18 protein-coding genes and 1 riboswitch are annotated in these 23460 nt (G+C 37.4%); of the genes, 12 read left to right on the top strand and 6 right to left on the bottom strand.

From position 1 onward, the window contains the following. Positions 1-145: 145 nt before the first annotated feature. The 3 genes from cydA (at position 146) to ABH955_RS18790 (ending at position 4097) form a co-directional block, all read left to right on the top strand. A complete protein-coding gene (gene cydA / locus ABH955_RS18800; protein WP_002034780.1) occupies positions 146-1501 on the top strand; it encodes a cytochrome ubiquinol oxidase subunit I in 1356 nt (451 codons plus the stop codon). Next, positions 1494-2519: a cytochrome d ubiquinol oxidase subunit II gene (locus ABH955_RS18795; protein ID WP_404491471.1), complete on the top strand. Its 1026-nt coding sequence runs from the start codon at positions 1494-1496 to the stop codon at positions 2517-2519. Before cydA ends, ABH955_RS18795 begins: the two co-directional genes overlap by 8 nt. A gap of 219 nt (positions 2520-2738) precedes the next feature. Next, positions 2739-4097, top strand: coding sequence for an arsenic transporter (locus ABH955_RS18790; protein WP_113936238.1), 1359 nt, complete (start codon positions 2739-2741; stop codon positions 4095-4097). Between the two features lie 98 nt (positions 4098-4195). Here ABH955_RS18790 and thiC read toward each other — a convergent pair whose 3' ends face one another. Both thiC and lldP read right to left on the bottom strand, forming a co-directional pair. Then, positions 4196-5956, bottom strand: a complete 1761-nt coding sequence (thiC, locus tag ABH955_RS18785) for a phosphomethylpyrimidine synthase ThiC (protein WP_242310176.1) — start codon at positions 5954-5956, stop codon at positions 4196-4198. Between the two features lie 113 nt (positions 5957-6069). Beyond that, a riboswitch (TPP riboswitch) is annotated at positions 6070-6185 on the bottom strand. Positions 6186-6256: 71 nt separating this feature from the next. Beyond that, positions 6257-7918 carry an L-lactate permease gene (lldP, locus tag ABH955_RS18780; protein WP_404491469.1) on the bottom strand — a complete coding sequence of 554 codons (1662 nt, stop codon included), beginning with the start codon at positions 7916-7918 and terminating at the stop codon, positions 6257-6259. A 287-nt stretch (positions 7919-8205) separates the two neighbouring features. On the opposite strand from lldP, the gene ABH955_RS18775 reads away from it, so the two are divergent. Further along, positions 8206-8523 (top strand): magnetosome magnetite crystal formation protein family, encoded by a 318-nt coding sequence (locus tag ABH955_RS18775; protein ID WP_404442191.1) that lies wholly within the window; start codon positions 8206-8208, stop codon positions 8521-8523. A 176-nt stretch (positions 8524-8699) separates the two neighbouring features. Here the strand turns inward: ABH955_RS18775 and ABH955_RS18770 are convergent, their stop codons facing one another. Beyond that, positions 8700-9191, bottom strand: coding sequence for a metal-binding protein (locus tag ABH955_RS18770; protein ID WP_002089644.1), 492 nt, complete (start codon positions 9189-9191; stop codon positions 8700-8702). Between the two features lie 50 nt (positions 9192-9241). Further along, positions 9242-9607 (bottom strand): YkvA family protein, encoded by a 366-nt coding sequence (locus tag ABH955_RS18765; RefSeq protein ID WP_002016186.1) that lies wholly within the window; start codon positions 9605-9607, stop codon positions 9242-9244. 550 nt (positions 9608-10157) lie between these two features. Between ABH955_RS18765 and ABH955_RS18760 the strand changes: the two genes are divergently transcribed. The 6 genes from ABH955_RS18760 (at position 10158) to ABH955_RS18735 (ending at position 19369) form a co-directional block, all read left to right on the top strand. Beyond that, positions 10158-12086 (top strand): LTA synthase family protein, encoded by a 1929-nt coding sequence (locus ABH955_RS18760; RefSeq protein WP_404454655.1) that lies wholly within the window; start codon positions 10158-10160, stop codon positions 12084-12086. 572 nt (positions 12087-12658) lie between these two features. After that, positions 12659-13543, top strand: a complete 885-nt coding sequence (locus tag ABH955_RS18755) for a D-amino-acid transaminase (protein ID WP_080220993.1) — start codon at positions 12659-12661, stop codon at positions 13541-13543. Positions 13544-13753: 210 nt separating this feature from the next. Continuing rightward, positions 13754-15481 carry a C40 family peptidase gene (locus ABH955_RS18750; protein ID WP_404491467.1) on the top strand — a complete coding sequence of 576 codons (1728 nt, stop codon included), beginning with the start codon at positions 13754-13756 and terminating at the stop codon, positions 15479-15481. A gap of 362 nt (positions 15482-15843) precedes the next feature. Further along, a complete protein-coding gene (locus ABH955_RS18745; RefSeq protein ID WP_002016182.1) occupies positions 15844-17055 on the top strand; it encodes a NupC/NupG family nucleoside CNT transporter in 1212 nt (403 codons plus the stop codon). 260 nt (positions 17056-17315) lie between these two features. Further along, positions 17316-18071 carry a diguanylate cyclase domain-containing protein gene (locus tag ABH955_RS18740; RefSeq protein WP_201053373.1) on the top strand — a complete coding sequence of 252 codons (756 nt, stop codon included), beginning with the start codon at positions 17316-17318 and terminating at the stop codon, positions 18069-18071. Continuing rightward, positions 18068-19369 (top strand): glycosyltransferase family 2 protein, encoded by a 1302-nt coding sequence (locus tag ABH955_RS18735; protein ID WP_340814356.1) that lies wholly within the window; start codon positions 18068-18070, stop codon positions 19367-19369. Before ABH955_RS18740 ends, ABH955_RS18735 begins: the two co-directional genes overlap by 4 nt. Positions 19370-19524: 155 nt before the next feature. Here the strand turns inward: ABH955_RS18735 and ABH955_RS18730 are convergent, their stop codons facing one another. Together ABH955_RS18730 and opuD are read right to left on the bottom strand one after the other, a co-directional pair. After that, the gene (locus ABH955_RS18730) at positions 19525-19659 is read right to left on the bottom strand and encodes a hypothetical protein (protein WP_002068447.1); all 135 of its coding nucleotides are present in this window, start codon (positions 19657-19659) and stop codon (positions 19525-19527) included. Positions 19660-19960: 301 nt separating this feature from the next. After that, positions 19961-21475 (bottom strand): glycine betaine transporter OpuD, encoded by a 1515-nt coding sequence (gene opuD, locus ABH955_RS18725; RefSeq protein WP_113936233.1) that lies wholly within the window; start codon positions 21473-21475, stop codon positions 19961-19963. 677 nt (positions 21476-22152) lie between these two features. Between opuD and ABH955_RS18720 the strand changes: the two genes are divergently transcribed. Beyond that, positions 22153-23046: a cell wall-binding protein EntA gene (locus ABH955_RS18720; RefSeq protein ID WP_404491465.1), complete on the top strand. Its 894-nt coding sequence runs from the start codon at positions 22153-22155 to the stop codon at positions 23044-23046. Positions 23047-23131: 85 nt separating this feature from the next. Continuing rightward, positions 23132-23434 (top strand): DUF3910 family protein, encoded by a 303-nt coding sequence (locus ABH955_RS18715; protein ID WP_404491463.1) that lies wholly within the window; start codon positions 23132-23134, stop codon positions 23432-23434. The last annotated feature ends 26 nt before the right edge of the window (positions 23435-23460 follow it).

Raw genomic sequence — 23460 nt, 5'->3', positions numbered from 1 at the left:
CAAATATCAATTTCTTTTTCTTTAGAATATTTAAACATTAAATTATCGTACTCATTTTTTAAATACATATATATTTTTGGTAGTTTTTTGAATAAATTTTCCAATTAAATCAGAAAATAATGGCAAAAAGAAGAGGAGTATACATATGGATACCGTAACATTAGCAAGGGCATTTTTTGGTTCTTCATTAGCATTCCACATTATCTTTGCAACGCTTGGAGTCGGGCTTTCTTTAATGATTTTTATAAGTGAAATACTCTATCACTGGAAGAAAGATTCCGACTATGCCATTATGGCAAAAAGATGGACAAAGGCTTTTGCTATCCTTCTCGGTGTAGCAATTCCAACTGGAACAATTGTTGGTGTACAAATTTCACTTCTTTGGCCTGGTTTCGCCAAAATTGTTGGGCAAGTTATTTCCGTTCCGTTTCAAATTGAGATTTTCGCCTTCTTTTTAGAGGCTTTATTCATGTCTATTTACGTATATGCGGCTGATAAACTCCCTCCAGTTATGAGATTAATCTCGCTATTTTTCGTTATGATTGGCGCCACTGCATCCGCCGTGCTTATTACATCGGCAAACACATGGATGAATACACCTGCGGGCTTTTCAATGAATCCAGATGGCTCAGTCTTTAACGTTGATCCGTGGAAAGCTTTCTTTAATCCGAGCTTTGGCACAAGTGCATTCCACGTCGTTATTACGGCCTATACAACTGGAGCTGCTGTTATCGCTTCTATCGCTGGATTTAAATTATTAAAGAAAAATTTAAGCGCTCGTGAAATTGCTTACCATAAAAAAGGATTACTGTTAGGGCTTGTCGTTACATTTATCACAGGTGCTACGATGTGGCTTTCAGGACACGAATCTGCTATTGCCTTACATAAACATTCACCTGAAAAACTAGCATCTGCTGAAGCTTTGTTTGAAACGACATCACACGCGCCTTTATCGATTGGCGGGGTTGTGGACCCTAACACACTTGAACTAAACTATGCCCTTGAAATTCCGAACATGCTTAGCTTATTAGTGGGACTAGACCCTAACACCGTTGTAAAAGGTCTAAAGGAATTCCCGCAAGAAACATGGCCACCATTTTACACACATACACTGTTCAATTTAATGGTTGGCACCGCTGCCTTTACCTTTGCAGTTGCAGCTATTGCCCTCTTATATTGGTACTTTGTTTACCGAAAAAAAGGAGTAGAGTTACCGAAGTGGCTTCTTTGGGGAGCTGCCGCCTGTGGACCCGTTATGTTGCTCGGTATTGAATTCGGATGGATTTTTAGTTGTAGTGGTCGTCAGCCATGGACAATTTATGGCATGCAACGCACGGTAGATGCTTCTACGCGCGCTGATTTCGTCGGTCCTTTATTTGTTTTATTCATCATTTTATATATCGGACTCGGTATTTTAACAGTCTTTGTACTACGGACATTCTTTAAGAAACATCCATTAAAGAATGATTTACATCACGAAGGAGGCGATTCTCGTGCATGAGGAAAGCATTGCAATCATCATCTTATGGGCTCTTATTTTCGTATATAGCATACTAGGTTCTATTGATTTTGGAGCTGGTTTTTGGGGCATGGTATACGCTAAACACCCGACACTTGCTGCCAAGCTTGCTAATCGGTACTTATCACCAACTTGGGAAGTAACAAATACGTTTCTTGTCTTTGTCGTCGTTGCTTTTCTCGGTTTCTTCCCAAAAGCGGCCTTTACCCTTGCAACCGTTATGTTTGTACCAGTTATGTTAATTTTAGTACTCGTTGCGATTCGTAGTACTTTTATGGTATTTGCTTACTCCCTGCCAAAATACCAACACCTTCTTCGGATTATTTCAGGTATTACTGGGCTCTTAATCCCAGCTCTATTAATTACCGTTCTGCCAGTTACAGAAGGTGCCTATATTACGATGTCTGAAGGAAAAGAAGTGCTCCTTTATGGAAAACTTCTTTCTAGTCCCGTTATTTATTGTTATATGCTCTTCGGACTAACTTCGGAACTATTTCTATCATCTCTCTTTCTTACTGATTTTGCTAGGGAACAAGGTTCTGAAGATACGTACCGAATTTATAGAAGAAATGCCATCATACTTGGTCCTGCAACGCTCGTGACTGCTATTATCGCTCTCGTTGTAATGGACCCTGAAACACACTGGCTTATGCAAGGACTCATAAAGCAATTCCCATGGTTTACAGTCTCTATCATTTTATTTGTTATCGGATACTCTTCCCTTTGGTGGACAAATAAGAAATATGGCACACTAGGCTTTCCTCGCATTGCAGTTTTAGCTGTCGTCGCTCAATATGCATTTGCAAGCTACGCTTACGGCGTCGCCCATTTACCTTATATCATTTACCCGGACGTAACTGTATTTACAAGCTTTACGACGGTCGAAACATTCTATGCACTTCTTATTCTTTACGCAATCGGGATTGCAATTTTACTACCAGGATTTATTTTCTTCTGGAATTTATTCTTAAAAGATCGAACATTTTTAAAGGAAAAATAGTAAATGAGGGGCATTCACACATTGAATGCCCCTCATTTATTAGACTCCTCTCCTAATAGTTATTACACTACTACTTATACTTGCCTTATTGCTCAAAATACACATATTCACTAGATTCAGGTAGATGCCTAGTTCTTCTTATTTTCTTTTGAATATAATGCTATATAAACTTGAGACAAGCTACATTTGTTCAAGGGAAAATAGAAAGGTAGGTTAAATATGAGCATTGAAATATGGATTACTATTATTGTATTCTTCTTAACGATGATTGTTATCTTTTGGCGCCCTCGTGGTATAAATGAGGCGTGGCCGGCAGCAGTCGGCGCCGGCATTATCCTCATTACTGGACTTGTATCAAAACCAGACGTCATAGACATTATAAGTAAAATTGGAGGCGCCTCCATAACGATATTAGCGACCATCGTTATGGCAGTTATATTAGAAAGCTTCGGCTTCTTCCACTGGTCCGCAGCAAAACTCGCAAATTTAGCGAAAGGTTCCGGACACCGCCTATACTGGTACATTCAATTACTATGTTTTCTTATGACTCTTTTATTTAATAATGACGGTAGTATTTTAATTACAACTCCAATTTTAATCCTTCTTCTGAAAAATCTTCAATTAAAACCTCATCAACAAATCCCTTATTTATTAAGTGGCGCTCTAATTGCCACTGCATCTAGTGCACCAATCGGTGTAAGTAATATCGTAAACTTAATCGCATTAAACATCGTCCATATGACTCTTTATATGCATACTGCTATGATGTTTGTACCTGCAACATTAGGACTACTGTTTATGTCATGGCTTATGTATACAGTTTTAAAGAAAAAGCTACCAGAAAGATTACCTGTTTCTTCATATGATATTGAAGAAATTTTCTTCACGAAAAACTTCCATCCGTTAAAAGGACAAAATTCTGTTAATACGAAACAAAAACGTACGAAATTCATGTTAAAAGTATTAGGCTTCGTCTTCCTTATGCGCTGCCTTCTATTCGTTGCATCCTTCTTATCGATTCCAATCGAAATTGTTGCCGTACTCGGTTCACTCGTTCTTCTCATCTGGAGATGGTACTACTTACGAACAAACCCAGTCGATATTTTGAAAAAGACACCGTGGCACATTTTAATTTTCGCCTTCTCTATGTACGTAATTATTTACGGGCTTCATAACGCAGGATTAACAGCGGCGCTTGTCCATTGGCTCGAACCAGTTGTAAGTCAGCATCTACTCTATGCCAGCTTTGCAATGGGCGGACTCGTTTCCCTCCTCTCTAACGTCTTCAATAACCACCCTGCACTTATGATTGGTACAATCACATTAACAGAAATGGGACTAGATCCAGTCACATTAAAAACGATCTACCTCGCAAATATCATCGGTAGTGACATCGGTTCACTATTATTACCAATCGGTACACTAGCTTCCCTCATTTGGATGTATATCTTAAGACAAAACAAAATTAAAGTGAAATGGAAAGATTATTTAAGCGTATCTCTCATCGTAATCCCACTCACAACAGTCGTCACATTATTCCTCTTATACTACTGGGTACAATTATTCTTCGCCTTATAGACGACAGAAGCCCCCTTTGCTACCGTCTTAGCAAAGGGGGCTTCTTCTATATTTAAGTTAGGTACAGTGTGATCAATCAAGTAAAGAGGTGTGACGTGTTATTGATATAAGTGACTACCAGTTTCTTTGAATTCTACCGCTTTCTCTTTCATTCCTTTTTCAATTGCTTCTGTCGTTTCTAAGTCATTTTCTTTCGCATATTCACGAATATCATGTGAAATTCTCATACTACAAAACTTTGGGCCACACATTGAACAGAAATGCGCTGTTTTCGCCCCTTCTGCTGGCAACGTTTCATCATGGTACTCCATCGCGCGTTCAGGATCTAAAGATAAATTAAATTGGTCGCGCCAACGGAATTCAAATCGTGCTTTTGAAAGTGCATCATCACGCTGATGAGCCGTTTTATGCCCTTTCGCAAGATCGGCTGCATGCGCAGCGATTTTGTACGTAATAACCCCTTCGCGAACATCATCTTTGTTCGGTAAACCTAAATGTTCTTTCGGTGTTACATAACAAAGCATCGCCGTTCCAAACCAGCCGATCATCGCAGCACCAATCGCTGAAGTAATATGATCATAACCTGGTGCAATATCTGTCGTTAACGGCCCAAGTGTATAGAACGGCGCACCCTGACAAATATCAAGTTCTTTCTCCATATTTTCTTTAATTAAATGCATCGGTACATGCCCAGGTCCTTCAATCATAACTTGCACATCATGTTTCCAAGCGATTTTTGTTAATTCACCAAGTGTTTCAAGCTCAGAAAACTGCGCTTCGTCATTTGCATCTGCAATAGAACCTGGACGTAATCCATCTCCAAGAGAGAACGAAACATCGTACTGCTTCATAATTTCACAAATCTCTTCAAAGTGAGTATATAGGAAGTTTTCTTTATGATGGAATAAACACCACTGTGCCATAATCGAACCACCACGCGAAACAATACCTGTCATACGCTTTGCAGTAATTGGAATGTAACGAAGTAATACACCAGCGTGAATCGTGAAGTAATCAACGCCTTGCTCCGCCTGCTCAATTAACGTATCACGATACACTTCCCACGTTAAATCCTCTGCAATTCCGTTTACCTTTTCAAGCGCTTGATAAATTGGCACAGTTCCAACTGGTACCGGAGCATTACGAATAATCCACTCACGTGTTGTATGAATGTTTTTACCTGTAGATAAATCCATAATCGTATCTGCACCCCAGCGAGTCGCCCACGTCATCTTCTCTACTTCTTCTGCAATAGAAGACGATACAGCAGAGTTTCCGATATTTGCATTTACCTTCACGTGAAAATTACGTCCAATTATCATCGGTTCCGCTTCAGGATGGTTAATGTTCGCCGGCAAAATCGCACGACCTTCTGCAATCTCCTTACGAACAAATTCAGGCTCTACCCCTTCACGAATCGCAACATATTCCATCTCAGACGTAATAATGCCATTACGCGCATAATGCATTTGCGAAACATTTGCACCTTGCTTCGCTCTAAGCGGCTTACGATCCATTTGCGGGAAAACAGGTGTATGTTTTGAAGCCACTTTCACACCGTCATCCTCTGGTTTCACTTCGCGCCCTTCGTATGCTTCTACATCACCACGCCCCACAGTCCAAGAGTGGCGCGGCGCCTGCAACCCTTTTTCCAGCTCCACTTTATACTCTGGATCTGTATAAGGTCCACTCGTATCATACACACGGATTGGCGGATTTTGAACACCGTTCGTATCGCTTTGTTCAATCTCGCGCATTGGTACTTTCATACCTTCACGTGTTCCATCCACATACACTTTCTTACTTCCTGGTAAACTCGATTTCAATTCAATTTGCTCAGCTGAAACAGACTGTTTCATAACCTTTGTTGCCCCCCCTGTTCGTGACAAGGACAAGATATGGCCAGCGCATGCCAAAATAAAAAGAGCCAGGTCCATAAAAGAATAAGGACCTGGCTCATAAAGACATAATTATGTAAAGCCGTTAACTTCCCTACGCTGGTACGAGCCAGATCAGGTCCAAAGGGTTAAGAAGTTCACACGCTTCTCTCTCAGCCTACGCATACGTTAGGCACCCCTAGTTTATCACTGATTTAATTTTCAATACTTTCCCATCATACACTATAATCTGAAAAATGCAAAGTTTATTTCTTTTGTTGTTTACGGAATCATCCAAGTTAAATAATAAGCCTGCACATACGTCATAATCCCAACAATAGTAACGAAGAATAAACTATGCTTCAATGTAAAGCGGAACAAATCTGACTCTTTCCCAGCAAGTCCAACTGCCGCACAAGCAATCGCAATTGATTGCGGAGAAATCATTTTACCTGTTACACCGCCCGTTGTATTTGCTGCAACGAGAAGTACTTCAGATACACCGACTTGCTGCGCTGTAATTGCTTGTAAATTCGAGAACAGTGCGTTCGCTGACGTATCTGATCCTGTTAAGAATACGCCAATCCATCCTAAGAATGGTGAGAAGAACGGGAATAGTCCGCCAGTTCCTGCAAGTGCTAACGCTAATGTAGAAGATAGACCAGAATAGTTTGCGATAAATGCGAATCCTAATACGAATCCAATAGATAGAATTGGCATTTTTAGTTCATTTAACGTTTCTTTAAATGTTGCTACTGCATCTTTTGCACTCATTTTCAAAATAAAGATAGAAATGATACAAGCAATTAAAATTGCTGTTCCAGTCGCTGATAAAACATCTAATTTCAAGATTGCTTCATAAGGTGTTGGTTTATTTACAATAGGCTCTGCTTTCATTACTAAATTGTGCAAGCTTGGAACTTCAAATTTAAATACGAGACTTTCTAAAGCGCCGCCCGGGGCGAATAACGCTTTAAAGAAACTCTGGCTCCAGATGACTACCATCACAGTCAAAATAATGAACGGAGACCACGCTTTTACTACTTTTCCTACCGTTAGTTTCGGCATAGATGTCGTTGTCGTCGCCGCGGCTACTTCACTATTCGCTTGCTTAGTTTGATAAATTTCTTTCGGCTGCCAAACTTTTAAGAATAGCGATAAACTTACTAAACTTACAAGCGCTGACGTAATATCCGGAAGTTCTGGTCCTAAAAACGTCGCTGTAATAAACTGTGTAATTGCAAATGAACTACCCGCTACAAATAAAGCAGGCCACGTTTGTTTTACTCCTTTAAAGCCATCCATTAAAAATACGATAAAGAACGGAACAAATAAAGATAAGAACGGTAATTGATGCCCAGCCATTTGTCCAATTTTATGCGGATCAATGCCTGTTACTTGTCCAGCAACTGTAATCGGAATCCCCATCGCTCCGAACGCTACTGGTGCAGTATTTGCGATTAAACAAAGACCTGCTGCATATAAAGGATTTAGCCCAAGGCCTGCCAGAAGCGCTGCCGTAATCGCTACTGGTGCACCAAATCCTGCTGCCCCTTCCAAAAATGCTCCAAATGAAAATCCGATTAAAATAACGAGTAAACGATGGTCATTCGTAATGGATAATACAGATGCACGAATGACATCAAATTGACCTGTTTTCACAGAAATTTTATATAAAAATACTGACATAATGATAATCCACGCAATTGGCCATAATCCGTATAAGAAACCGTATCCGGTCGCTGCCATTGCCATTGCGAATGGCATTTTATACGCAAATAACGCCACCAAAATCGTTAATACAACTGTAATAAATCCTGCCACATACCCCTTCATGCGGAAAACTGCTAAAGCTAAGAAAAAAAAGATGATTGGAATAAGTGCGACTGCTGCCGAAATCCAAATGTTACCGAACGGATCGTAAACTTGTGTCCATGTGTTCATTGTTCTCTCCCCCTAAAGAATCCCCTTTTAAATAAGATATAACCTTATCAATAGACTACCAGGTCATCATACCTTTGAGTCTAAAAAATATAAAACGTTTAAGAAAACGTTTTCAATAATTTTATCACAACAATTTTCATTTAAAAAGATTTTTTTGAAAATTTTATCATTTAAAAAGGAAATCTTACAAAAGCGTCACGTTCTTGTAATGTTAATCGATAGGAAGCTCGCCAAATCTACTGCATACTAAAGGTATAACAACGAACATTACTTATGAGGTGATATATATGAACGGAAACAAAATATTAGCAGCTTTATCATACTTTAGTGTATTATTTGCGCCTATCTTATTCCCTATTATCGTGTGGATTGTGGGCGATTCTGAAACGAAACCACATGCAAAACGTGCTCTGTGGACACATATCGTTCCAAGTATCGCAACATTTATTGGATTAGTTATTTTAGGAATTATGGGCATCGGATCTGATCAACCAGACGTAACACTTGGAATTGGAGCAATCATCGTCTTATGCATTTGCGGAATCATTAGCTTATACTACTTCATTTGGAATATCGTGAAAGGTATTAAGATACTGAAAGCTTAGTTTTAAACAAACGTTTGATTAAAAAGAAACTGTCCAAAAATTAATGTCGCATGATCGTAAATGAAATTTTATCGGCGATTCGACAAGGAATATCGACTTAACTACAAAATACGACAAGAATAACCTACCTATTAATAAGAAAAAACCGTCCCAAAATACCTTTTGGGACGGTTTTTTTATCTTCTGCGTTTCTTCTTTTTTCTCATCATTTTCTTTCGGCGCGTATTCGCTTTATCCGCTATAATGTGGAGCGTACTCGCCACAACAATCCCCATTACAAACGTTACAATTTCAACCTCGTGTTCCTTCGCAATTTCTATTAAATTTCCACCGAATGCGATTATATTTAATAGGAATAAAAACGGAGAAAACACGATTAACATGTATGCAATACGAATAATATCACCAATTATAATCGTATGTGTGAAGAAGGAACGATGGGGCATTACGCTCCTATATGGATACCAAAAAATACGGAGGAATCCCCATTTATTATACGCATTACTGTACGTATCTAAATCCGGTGTTAGAAATGAAGTACCTACTAAAAAGCCAATTGCAAAAGTTAATAAAAAATCAAAACTTGTTAATCCATACGAAAAGAGCATAAACAAAACAACCGGAAGGGATATTAAGTTTATTTTCGTATGCGTTCTTCCTGATGGCATAATGCACTTCCTCGCTTACGTTCGCCCTGTCATCCTATGACAGTTCTCACCTATTGATCTAATTTTTGATCGATAAATGATGTGTCTATATCCGAACCAAACCATTCTGCCAACTTCACTCGTGCCTTATCTTTCACATCTTCATTTACGTATATCGATGCTTGTAATAGTGCGGCCATTAACGCACCTAAATCATCCGTATAACCGACTCCAGCAATGAAATCTGGAATGGCATCAATCGGTGCAATGAAATAAGCAAGTGCTCCGATTACAATAATTTTCACTCGTTTTGGAACATCCGGTCTTTGCAACACGTAAAACAACAATAAACTCGCATAGATTACCGACTGCCCTGCCTGCTTCGCAACATGTTTTATTTTCTTCCAAAACGCTTCAACTGAAAATTTTTGTTTCATTCAAAAGCCTCCCTATTTTCAAAAGAAATAAGCTACAATATGTTATGTTATCAGTAAAAGTTCATCAAAATTACACATAATCTATCAATGAAATTTCATTGTAACAAACAAAACCAAAAAGAACAAGTGTTCGTTAATTTTTTCATATTTTCCTTCATATAATAGTTTTCTAGACAACCACTTAAAGATTTCTATTCCATATTTCTCAACCAAAAAACTTTCAATTCCGCTTAACATTCTTTTCTATTTTTGTTATATTTTCTAGTTGACGGGCATATAAACGAATGTTAAAGTTTTCTCTGGTAGTGACAAATCACATACAAAAAATGTAAAATGTTATAGTGTTTCTCAGAAATGAATTTTGTTGTATAATACAGAAATGACGTTATGCTTATGAGCAGCACAAGAAACCAAAAAGGGTATGCATAGTTAAAGTCGTATATGGGTGAATATAGAAACTCTAATTATGGCCAAGAAAACTATGTATTTTTTATTTTAGCATTTTTCGCTCCAAAATCGACCAAGCCTGATAGAGAAAGGGTGGAAATGAATGAAAGAAACCATGAAATCACAATTTCAAAATGTGCGTTTCACTTTATTCGTAGCTTTGGCCGTATGGCTAAAATCCTACATCATTACACGCACTAGCTTCGATTTAAAACTTGAATCTTTCATGCAAGAATTCATTTTATTCATTAGTCCATTAGCAGCATCATTACTGTTTGTGGGTCTTGCATTATTTGCAAAAGGGAAAAAACGTAACTATATAGCACTAGGAATTAACTTTATCTTAACGTTCATTCTTGTTGGTAACGTAATGTTCTACGGATTCTACAATGACTTCGTTACTTTACCAGTACTAGGACAAACGTCTAATTTCGGAAGTTTAGGTTCTAGTGTGAAAGAATTATTTAACTTCAAAATCATCCTTGCATTTGCGGATATTATCGTATTCTTCGTTCTATTGAAGAAGAAGAAAAATTTTGCACCGACAGAGCGTGTAGCACGTCCGATGCGTTCTCTATACTTCGTGTCAACAGTTGCTATTTTCTGCGTAAACCTAGGATTTGCAGAAGCTGAGCGTCCAGAACTATTAACACGTTCATTCGACCGCGTTATGCTTGTTAAAAACTTAGGATTATATGTACACCAAGCATACGATCTTGGCCTACAAGCAAAATCAAGTTCACAAAAAGCGTTTGCTGATAGTAGTAAATTACAAGAAGCAGAAAACTATGTGAAAACAACACAAAGTAAACCAGATCCAAATATGTATGGTACTGCAAAAGGGAAAAACGTAATTGTTGTCTCTCTTGAATCATTACAAACATTCTTAATTGGTGCGCAAGTTAATGGACAAGAAGTTACACCATTCCTAAACCAATTTGCGAAAGAAAGTTATTACTTCGATAACTTCTTCCATCAAACTGGGCAAGGTAAAACATCTGATGCTGAATTCTTAGTAGATACTTCGTTATATCCACTAGACCGTGGTGCTGTATTCTTCACACACGGTAACAACGAATATACAGCAACTCCAGAAATTTTGCGTGAGCAAGGGTATCACACATCAGTATTCCACGCAAACAACGCAACATTCTGGAACCGTAATATTATGTATCCGGCACTTGGTTATGATCGTTACTACAACGAACTTGACTACAAGATTACGCCAGAAACAAAATTAAACTGGGGACTAAAGGATATCGAATACTTCGATCAGTCTATCGATATGTTAAAACAAGTGAAGCAGCCGTTCTATACTCGCTTCCTTACTTTAACAAATCATTACCCATTCACTTATGATGACAGTACGAAATTAATCGACGAGTACAATTCTGGTGATGGAGTATTTGACCGCTATATGGTAACAGCTCGCTACTTAGACGAAGCAATGAAGCACTTTATTGAGCGTCTAAAAGCTGAAGGTATTTACGACAACTCTGTTATCGTATTCTACGGTGACCATTATGGTATTTCTGAGAATCATAACCGTGCAATGGCACAGTTCTTAGGAAAAGAAGAAATCACTACATTTGACCATATGAACTTACAAAAAACACCGATGTTTATTCACGTTCCAGGTCAAAAAGAGGGTAAAACAATTTCAAAACCAACTGGTGAAATTGACATTAAACCAACAATTCTAAACCTACTTGGTGTAGATTCTTCGAATCAAATCCAATTCGGTCATGATGTATTCTCACCAGACAATAAAGGATTCGTTGTTCTTCGTGACGGTAGCTTCATTACAGATAAGTACATGTACACAAACAGTACATTCTACGATCGTAACACAGGTGAAGTTGTACAATTACCGAAAGAAGAAGCTCAACCACTTATTGATCGTGCACAAAATGAATTGCACATGTCTGACAAAATCATTGAAGGCGACTTACTTCGCTTCTCTGAAAGCAATAAGATCAAAACTGGTGAAGTAAAAACGGTTATTAAAGAAGAAAAGAAGAGCGCTGAGTAACCTCAGCCTCTTTTTTATTTTCCTCTCTACACATTCTTCTATACATTAACTTTAAAATTACATAACCTTCACCTAATATTTACACCACATTAACGAAACATCTTTATAATAAAATATGTAAACAAGGTTCTACATATTTCTTATCTCTCATCTTCAATAAGATCCCTTAAAGAAATATGTTCATCATTTGTTTTCAACTTTCTTATAATTGTCTTTCCAAGTGTTTTGTTTGCATAAATGAAACCTTTAAAGACGATGTCCCTATGAAAGATAGCTACCCTCCTTGTGCAGCATTCCATACGAATGTTGCTTTTTTTTTCAAAAAGCAGGATTCTTATTTCTCATTTCCGAATTTGTATATACAAAATGCTATAAAGTGAAACTTTAATCAGCGGGGGGTTTGTTCATTCCCACTAATTATTCGCCCTCACCAATCGGGCGTTTACGGGCAGTTAATGCGGGATAAATCACCACCACTTCTCTGTGATTTACAAAATACATATACGTCATATGTATAGAATTGCTTACATAAAAATTACTATAGTGATTTTTATTCATGTACTAACGAAAGGATGGGACGAAAATTGGCATACGAAAGATTTGTACTATGGAATGATGCAGTTATTGATACAACAAAACATCGCGCGTACATAGAACTTGAAGAAAGAGGTTTACAATTTGGCGATGGCGTCTATGAAGTTATTCGCCTTTATAACGGAAACTTTCACTTATTAGACCCACATTTAACAAGATTATATCGATCCCTTGAAGAAATAGAATTATCACTTCCTTTCTCAAAAGCCGAACTTATCATCTTACTCTACAAATTAATTGAAAACAATAATTTCCACGAAGACGGAACAATTTACTTACAAGTATCTCGTGGTGTACAAGCTCGAGCACATGCATTTTCATATGACACATCTCCGACAATCTATGCTTATATTTCAAAAAAAGAAAGACCATCTTTATGGATTGAATACGGTGTACGTGCTATATCAGAACCTGATACACGCTGGCTCCGCTGTGATATTAAATCGCTAAATTTATTACCAAATGTATTAGCTTATACGAAAGCTGAACGCAAAGGTTGTAAAGAAGCACTTCTCGTACGAAATGGTATTGTAACTGAAGGTAGCCACTCTAACTTCTTTCTCATAAAAAACGGAACACTGTATACGCATCCAGCCAATCACCTTATTTTAAACGGCATTATTCGTCAGTACGTCCTTTCTTTAGCTAACACTCTTCAACTTCCTGTACAGGAAGAGCTTTTCAGCGTTCGCGATGTTTATCAAGCAGATGAATGCTTCTTTACGGGAACGACTATTGAAATTTTACCGATGACCCATCTCGATGGAACTGCGATTCAAGATGGTCAAGTTGGCCCTATCACCAAATTACTACAAAGGTCATTTTCTCAAAGCCTTTTAAAATCCAACAGCACATCTTCCTAAATACGAATAATCTTCTCATTTTCCACATCAAATATATGTATTTAAATGGACATCAAGGTGCAGGTTTATACCTTGATTTTTTTTTGTAACCTTTTTGTCATATTCAGATTACCACATAAGTCTTGACAGTAATCGACATGCTCTTTAGAATTTTTAACAGTTGGTAAATATTTCTTCACTACATTACAGACAGAAAGGAATCGACAAATTATGAAAAAATACCTTGCCGGTCTTGCGGCAGTGTCTGTAGCAGGAGGAGCAGCCCCTACACTTGATAGTGTTCAAGCTGCCCCTGAACAAAATACACAAAAAGCTGCTACACAAACTGTCCAAGCTTCCGCATCAAACAGTTCATCATATACGGTGAATGCTAGCGTACTACATGTTCGTACAGGATCAAGTACTTCTCACGACATCATCTCTCGCGTTTATAATGGTCAGTCATTAAACGTAATTGGAGAAGAAAATGGTTGGTTCAAAATTAACCATAACGGTCAAACAGGCTATGTTAGTGGCGAATTTGTATCAAAAAATGGTGCAAAAACAAATAACAATGTAAGTACAGGTGGAAACAATAAAGTTACTGCTGATGTATTACGTGTACGTACAGCTCCTAACACTTCTAGTTCTGTTTCAGGACGTGTATATGAAGGACAAACTTTAAACGTAATTGGAGAAGAAAATGGTTGGGTGAAAATCAACCATAACGGACAAACTGGTTATGTTAGTAGCCAATTTGTATCAGGCACTTCTTCAAATACTGGCTCTACAAGCAATAACAACAATAACAATGAAACAACTGTTCAACCAGCAAGTGGAAACTATACAGTAAATGTATCTTCCCTTCGCGTTCGTACAGGTCCTAGCACTTCTCATCCAACTGTAGGTTCTGTTAAACAAGGACAAGTAGTACAAGTTGTAGGCGAAGTTCAAGATTGGTTCAAAATCAATTACGCAGGACAAACAGCTTACTTAAGCAAAGACTACGTAACAAAAGGCGGTTCTAACGAAAACGTCACTCAAGGTAACAACCAAGAGCAAAATAATAATGGAACTGTTCAAACTGGCGGTACTTACGTTGTTAACGCAACATCTCTACGTGTTCGTACAGGCCCTGCTGCTTACCATAGTGTAATTGGCGGCGTGTTAAATGGTACAACATTAAACGTAGTTGGATCTGAAAACGGCTGGTTTAAAGTAAGCTACCAAGGAAAAACAGGCTATGTTAGTAGCGAATTTGTAAAATTCGTTAAAGGTGGCACTGCTACTCCTGAACAACCGAAACAACCTGATCAAGGTGCAATTGGCGACTACTACATTAATGCTTCTGCACTAAATGTACGTAGCGGCGAAGGTACAAATTATAGAATCATAGGCGCACTTCCACAAGGACAGAAGGTTCAAGTAATCTCTGAAAACTCTGGATGGAGCAAAATTAACTACAACGGTCAAACTGGTTACATCGGAACACGTTTCCTATCTAAAACACCAGTTGGCGGCGCAGTAGATAATAAGCCTAACGACAACCAAAATAACAATCAAAACAATAACAACAATAATAACACTAATAATAGCGGTGACAGTTCTTCTCTACTTGCATACGCGAAATCTATGCAAGGCGTACCATACGTTTGGGGCGGTACTTCTGCTAATGGTGTTGACTGCAGTGGTTACATCTACCACGTATTTAAGAAATTTGGTCATAACATTAGCCGCCAAAGTGTTGCTGGATATTGGAGCAGCTTACCACAAACTTCAAGTCCACAACCTGGAGACTTAATTTATTTCAAAGATACTTATAAAGCAGGTCCTTCTCACATGGGTATCTACCTTGGCGGGGGATCATTCATCCAATCTGGAGATAAAGGTGTAGCAATCGCTTCATTAAACAATTCTTATTGGAAAAGCCATTTCTTAGGGTATACGAAAGCACCTTAATTTATAGTTTCAGAGCCTTCTAGTTTACTAGAAGGCTCTTTTTAAAAGACTCAACATAGTAATCCCCTTTCATTCTCTCTACGAAAAAATTATGCGTTCATTCTCCTATTTCATACACTATATTCTATAAAAATTGTCCAAAACGTTATCATAATGAATATATTTCAACAAAAAACATAACATATTTCATGTCTATTCATTTTATATGTGTTTTTTCAAAGAATTTTCTTTTTATTTAAACTTTTCGTTAGACGTTTGACCTCCGATGTCCATTATGATAAGTTACTTAAGATGTTATATTCGCAAAAGTATAGACAACTGGTTTATACACTTTTTTACTATGAGGAAGGAGCATACACTGCATGAATGTTTTATGGGGAATTGGCGGCGTGATTGGAGTATTAGCAATTGCTTTCTTACTATCTTCCAACCGCAAAGCTATTAATTGGCGCACAATTTTAATCGCGCTAGCATTACAAATGACATTTTCATTTATCGTATTACGATGGGATGCTGGAAAAGCAGGCTTAAAAGTTGCTGCTGATGGCGTTCAAGGATTAATTAATTTTTCTTACGAGGGAATTAGGTTCGTTGCTGGGGATTTAGTCAACGCAAAAGGCCCTTGGGGATTTGTTTTCGTTATTCAAGCACTACTTCCAATTGTATTTATTAGTTCATTAGTTGCAATCTTATATTACTTAGGTATTATGCAGAAATTTGTTAGTATCGTTGGTGGTGCATTAAGTAAACTTCTTGGAACTTCTAAGGCAGAAAGCTTAAATGCAGTAACAACTGTATTTTTAGGACAAACAGAAGCACCAATTTTAATTAAACCATACTTAGCACGTTTAACTAACAGTGAATTCTTCACTATTATGGTAAGTGGTATGACAGCTGTTGCCGGATCAGTTCTTGTCGGATATGCAGCAATGGGAATTCCATTAGAACATTTATTAGCAGCAGCAATTATGGCAGCTCCATCAAGTTTATTAATTGCAAAACTAATTATGCCAGAAACAGAAAAAGTAGATAATAATGTTCAACTTTCAACAGAGCGTGAAGACGCAAACGTTATCGATGCAGCTGCACGCGGTGCATCTGAAGGTATACAACTTGTTATTAACGTAGCTGCAATGCTAATGGCCTTCATTGCATTAATCGCTTTATTAAATGGCTTATTAGGATGGGTTGGTTCTTGGTTCGATATTAAACTTAGCCTTGATTTAATCTTCGGTTACTTATTATCACCATTTGCAATCTTAATCGGGGTTTCTCCAGGTGAAGCTATCCAAGCAGCAAGCTTTATCGGTCAAAAACTTGCAATCAACGAATTCGTTGCATACGCAAACTTAGGACCACACATGGCAGAGTTCTCTGCAAAAACAAATATGATTTTAACATTTGCAATCTGTGGTTTTGCAAACTTCTCTTCTATCGCAATTCAATTAGGTGTAACAGGAACGTTAGCTCCTACTCGCCGTAAACAAATTGCACAATTAGGGATTAAAGCAGTTATCGCTGGTACACTAGCGAACTTCTTAAACGCAGCAGTCGCAGGTATGATGTTCCTATAAACTCATGTAAAGTCTCCTCTTTTAAAGAGGAGGCTTTTTTATATAACATAAATATAATTTTCATATATATTAAATACTTTATATATAGATGTGAAGACGCTATGTTGCAATAATTAGTATGTCTGTTTATTTTTTCTTATAAAAGAGGGATACTACTTGATGTATCTCGCCCCAAAAAACTTCCAGCTACATGGTCATTTCTTAATAATTGTGCATACTACAAATATCCAGCACGAATTATTTTTAAGGAGGAAAGTTTCGTGAAAGATAAGTCCTATAAAGTCCTCTCTATGTGGATTTTACAAATTTTATTTTATTTTACTACTGTACATGTGACGAAATATGAGCACGCGCTCATTTTTACAATTATATATGTCATCATAAATGTACTATTCTTATTTTTACCTGATAAAACAGCATTTATTTTCTTCATACTGGGAACAATCATTTCAGTATTCTATTTATTTTATCAAGCGTGGCTTCACTTATGGAGTACATCAGATCAATGGGAATATATTATTACCCACTTCCTGATGGCAGCTAACTTCTTCATTGTTTATATTTCAACCCATCTATTAAAAAAGGTTATCCTTAAAAATAAAGAGTTAACTGAACGGGTAAGAGTGCTTGAGCAATACATTGGAGAATCAAAATTATTAACAAGACAAGAATTCGAAAGACGACAAGCTTTATTAACAACTGCGATGAATCGTCGTAATGAAACAGGCATTATCATTTTCTTTGATTTCACTTCCTTTAGTAAATATACGAAAGAAAGTGTCATGGATCGTGTAGCTTCATTATTAGTTGATACAGTCAGAGCTGACTTTGACCTTGCTGCTGAATATGACAGCAACACATTAGTTATTTTATTACAAAATACAAATGAAGCCGGTGCTGACATTGTAATGAACCGTCTACATCCAAAAATGGCACAATGGCTTGCTGCTGAAGCAATTCAAGATATTAAAATAAAACGAGAACAAATCAATACAAAAGGACATATCACATTATGATGACACTCGTTATGCTTCTTTTATTTATTTTGTTTTGTGTACTTGTTTTCTGGATCAGCATCACATTTTCAATTAAATATGTATTGATTTTTACGGCCTTTCTATTCTCTGGTTTACTCGTTTATTACTCTTTCTTAACAATTGCGGGTTTAATTCATCGAAATAGTAAACGAAAAGATCGTACGCTAGAACATTATCCAAGTGTAGATATTTTAATACCTGCCCATAATGAAGGGGTTGTTATTAAAGATACATTAGAAGCAATGGCAAAGATTGAATACCCAGGCAAACTAAACGTTTATTTATTAAACGATAACTCTCAAGATGAAACACCTGAAATTGGAGATGATTTCGACAAAGCTTATGCTCATATTCATCACATTCGTGTACCACCTGGCGAACCGAAAGGAAAATCGCGTGTATTAAACTACGGCCTTAGCATTTCGGATGGTGAATATTTCTGTGTTTACGATGCAGATAATCAACCTGAACCACATGCACTGCGAATGCTCGTAGAACATGCTGAAACAACAAAGGATGCCGTTGGAGCAGTTGGACACGTTCGTACAGTAAATGAGAAAAGAAACTGGCTTACACGAATGATTTCATTAGAATTTCAGATTTTCCAGCTCCTTATGCAATCTGGACGCTGGCTATTATTCCAAACAGGTTCACTAACCGGAACAAACATGCTTCTTCGTCGTTCCGCATTAGAAGAACTTGGCGGCTATGATCCTTATGCAATTGCAGAGGATGCCGAATTAACATTAAGAATTACCCAAAAGGGCTATCTCTTACCAATCGTCCCGGAATCGATTACATGGGAACAAGAACCTGAACATTTAAAAATCCTTATAAAACAGCGGACACGTTGGCTTCAAGGAAACTTATACATTTTAGAAAAAATGTTTTCTTCGTTAAGCTTCTTTAAAGGAAAACTTCTCGTCCATTCCTTACAACAAGTTTTAGTGTATGTCGTATTTTGGCTATTCCTAATCATTTCAAACGTTTGGTTTGTAATTGGACTGCTCGGCATATTCCAAATTCAATATAGCATTCCATTACTATTTATGTGGTATGTCGCATATATTACATATGTTTCTCAATTATTTAGTGCCCAGAGCGTCGAACGAACCTTTACACCGACCAATATTTTCATAAGCGTCATTATGTACTTTACGTACGCACAGCTCTTTACGTATTTGTTTATTCGCAGTCTCATTCTTTACTTACGTGCAAAGAGCAAGAAACAAGTAATTGGTTGGGATAAAACGGTACGATTTAAAAAAGAAAAATAGATTTCATTAAAAAATAAGCACAGAGCGCCGTATGCTCTGTGCTTATTTTTTACCGTAATACTATATATATCAGACAATACCCCTTAGCTGAAAGTTATTTCACGTCCATCCCCCAACGAACGATCGACCTTCATTTATATACGAAAAAGTGATTGCTATTTTTGTAGAACCAATTGCTTCTCTTGATGCTCTTTACGAGTTTCAGTCTTTGGTTCCGTGCTTTCTTGGGCATTTCGATGTGCCACACGTTTCAAACAAATATGCTTCCACTTTCTTTCGTAACGTTTCATTATTCTAGTTGTCCCCCTTGAATGCGCTTTAAAACTATTTGAAATCGCTTACAGGAAATAATATAGCACATATACATAAAAGTAACAACACATTTCCGACATATTTTTGTCAAAAATATGAATATAATGTGTAAAATATCGGATATTGTCGAACTATATCGATTTTTCTTTTTAAATTACCGATATCTATTCCGCAACAAAGTAATGCTTTTCCTACAATAGTATAGAACAGTGAAAAAGGACTGCCGAATGTCGGCAGTCCTAATACTATTTATATATACAGAATTTTTTTCTTCTATTATTAATGTTGTTTCATACGTCCTTCTTTTTGCAACTCTTTAAATAGTGCTGCAATCATAAAGAAAATAACAAATACGAACGGGAAGGCCGCAATAATCGACGCAGTTTGCAGCGCCTCTAATCCTCCGACATACAATAAAATCGAAGCTAACGCCGCTAGAACAATACCCCAAACCATTTTAATACGATTTGGTGGGTTTAAGCTACCATGTGTCGTTAACATCGCTAGAACAAACGTAGCAGAGTCTGCCGATGTAATAAAGAATGTTGAAATAAGTAAAATAGCTAACACACATAAAGCCGGTCCTATACTACCCATTTGGTCTAACATAGCAAACAATCCTACTTCTGTGCCCATTTCTTTAATTTGTCCATATATATTTGCACCATCAAATAGCTCCATGTGAATACCTGTTCCTCCGAAAACAGAGAACCAAAGCGCACCAATTACTGTTGGTACGAGTAACACACCAACAACAAATTCACGAATTGTACGCCCGCGTGACACACGAGCAATAAACGTACCTACGAATGGTGACCATGCAATCCACCATGCCCAGTAGAAAATTGTCCATGACTGAATCCATTGATTTCCGCCTTCATTTAATGGACTTAAACGGAAACTCATACTTGGCAATTCTTGAATGTATGAACCGATTGTTGAAGTGAAATAATTCATAATAAAGTTTGTTGGACCTGCAAATAATACAATTATCATAAGTGCAAACGCTAAAATAATATTCGCATTACTTAAATATTTAATTCCTTTATCGAGTCCCGTTTGCGCAGATAGCATATAAAGAACAGTTACAATTCCGATGATTACTAGCTGTGTCGGTAATGAGTTTGGAATGGATGTTAAATAACTAACACCACCCGCAATTTGCTTTGCCCCAAGTCCTAATGATGTCGCCACACCAAATACTGTTGCAAACACAGCTAGAACATCAAACATATGGGCAATACGGCCATGTTCACCGCCTTTAAATAGCGGACCGACCGCCGCACTAATTGTACTTGCTCTTCCTTTTCTAAATGTAAAATACGCAATACATAATGCTACAAGTGCATATAATCCCCACGGATGTAATCCCCAATGGAAAAATGAGAAACGAAGTGCAAGGCGTGCACTCTCTTCAGTCGCACTCTCTCCAAACGGAGGTGTGTATAAATGGTTCATCGGTTCTGCGACGCCCCAGAAAACCAAACCGATTCCCATACCGGCACTAAATAACATAGCAAACCATGTCATATAACTATAATCAGGTTCATCATCATCTTTACCTAAACGAATCGAACCGTACTTAGAAACAATTAAGAAAATAGCAATTCCTAAGAAAATAGAAACGGAAATAATATAGAACCATCCAAACTTACTAACTAACGCAGCTTGAATTATAGTCGTTACATTTCCTAAGCTACCTTTTCCAATAATAGATTCGGGAATAATCCCCCAAAGTGTAAATGCAATACATAATGTTAATGAGACAATAAATGTTTTCGTCAGTTTCCTCATCAAATCCCCCTTCGTATGTTTCATTTCTTGTAAAAATCATAAATTCCGATATGTTAAATCGGATAGAAAACCATAGTTTTTTGTGGTGATTTTCTTTCGGCTCTCTCAAGTTTGCCTTCACCAATTAGAGTTCTTATGGACAGCCTTACCTTCCGTACAACCTTTCCACTCTGCAAGAGCTACAAGATTGGAATACTACTGTCAAATTGTGTGAGAAAAATGCGGATGGGAAGAGATTTTCCCAAAAAAGGATGTGTTACAGTTTTAAAAAAGGGCAGATTTATTCTTTACAACCCTTTCTTCTTGTAACAATTATGCGGTTTTTTGCTAGTATATAGCGCGTGTTTATAACTTCACAAACGAGATGTTTATGTTTATATAACTATATTACCCATAAAACGGTAAAATACTCAAGGAATGTAACTGTATAGTAATCATTATGTAACACCCTTGTAATATTTTTATTTACGCCGAAAAAAATACGTTGTATTAAATATTTTGAATATAACTAGAAACCTACTAATTATATGGAATGAAAAACGCTTTCCTCTCATTCTAGCTATATTACAAAGTGTTAACGACTTATTACGAATGGTTTGTAATTGTGTGTTTTCCCAAAATCCGAAAAAATCTGTTGCTATAATGAGGACACGAAAACAAACGCAATGGAGGCTATCATGAAAAAATTAATTGGAATAGCAACAGCAGCAGTTTTTGGTCTTGGGATTTTCACCGCATCTGCTAATGCAGAAACTGTTGTAACAACAGACGTACTAAACGTACGAGAAAACCCTACTACTGAATCAAAAGTTGTCGGTAAATTACAGAATGGTCATAAATTAGATGTTCTAAATACAGAAAACGGATGGTCACAAATCAAATTAGATGGTAAAGACGCATTCGTAAGTGCAGAGTTTACAAAGAACTCTTACTATGTAACAGCTAACGTATTAAATGTACGTGCTGAAGCGAACACAAACTCAGAAATTCTTGGAACGCTTAAGAAAGACGATATGATCGAAACAACGAACCAAGTACAAAATGAGTGGTTACAATTTGAATATAACGGGAAAACGGCTTATGTTCATGTTCCTTTCTTAACAGGTACAGCACCTGTTATTGAGAAACAAGAAACACCTGCTCCTGCTAAAGCTCAAGCACCAGCTAAGGCTCAAGCAGCAGCTAAGGCTCAAGCACCTGCACCAGTAAAAACAGCTGCTAAGCCTGCTGTGAAAGCTGCTGAAACTAGCGAACCTTCTAATGGTCGTGAGTTAACAGTTGTAGCTACAGCATATACAGCTCATCCGAGCGAAAACGGTGGCACATACGGCGGCCGTGTATTAACTGCAATGGGTCATGACCTAACAGCGAACCCAAACATGAAAATGATCGCTGTTGACCCGAAAGTAATCCCATTAGGATCTAAAGTATGGGTAGAAGGTTATGGAGAAGCAATCGCTGGTGATACTGGCGGTGCAATTAAAGGTAACCGTATCGACATTCTACTTGGATCAGATAGCGCTGCTAACAAATGGGGACGCAAAACTGTTAAAGTGAAAATTTTAAAATAACCAATGACTGCTAAGTTACAGCCGGTTCTCTTTATTGAGAGCTGGCTTTTATTTTTTATATAATACATATAAGGAGGTGACGTCCATGAATTTACAAGCTAAGGTAGACTGGGTCGGTACACCAAAACCGTACATATATAAAGATGATATAACATATGATGCTATCGCAATTGACTTCTCACTCGCAAGTGATGACAATCGCTATAAATTAATTGTGCTCAAGTCTGAAGAAAATACACATTACAAACTCGTACAATACGGAATAAAACCAGGCTCTCAAAAGCCATTCCCTATTGATATTCCATTCGAGCAAAACATGTTACCAATTATAAAACAAATATTACATGATCCATATGTAAAAGCGGTATTACAAGAATCACGCTCTTAATTCCCAAAAAGGATGCTACCTAGTAG

The sequence above is a fragment of the Bacillus sp. RC240 genome, assembly GCF_044907945.1.
In the GTDB taxonomy this organism is placed as follows: Bacteria; Bacillota; Bacilli; order Bacillales; family Bacillaceae_G; genus Bacillus_A; species Bacillus_A mycoides.
This window is presented reverse-complemented; position numbering and strand designations above follow the sequence as displayed.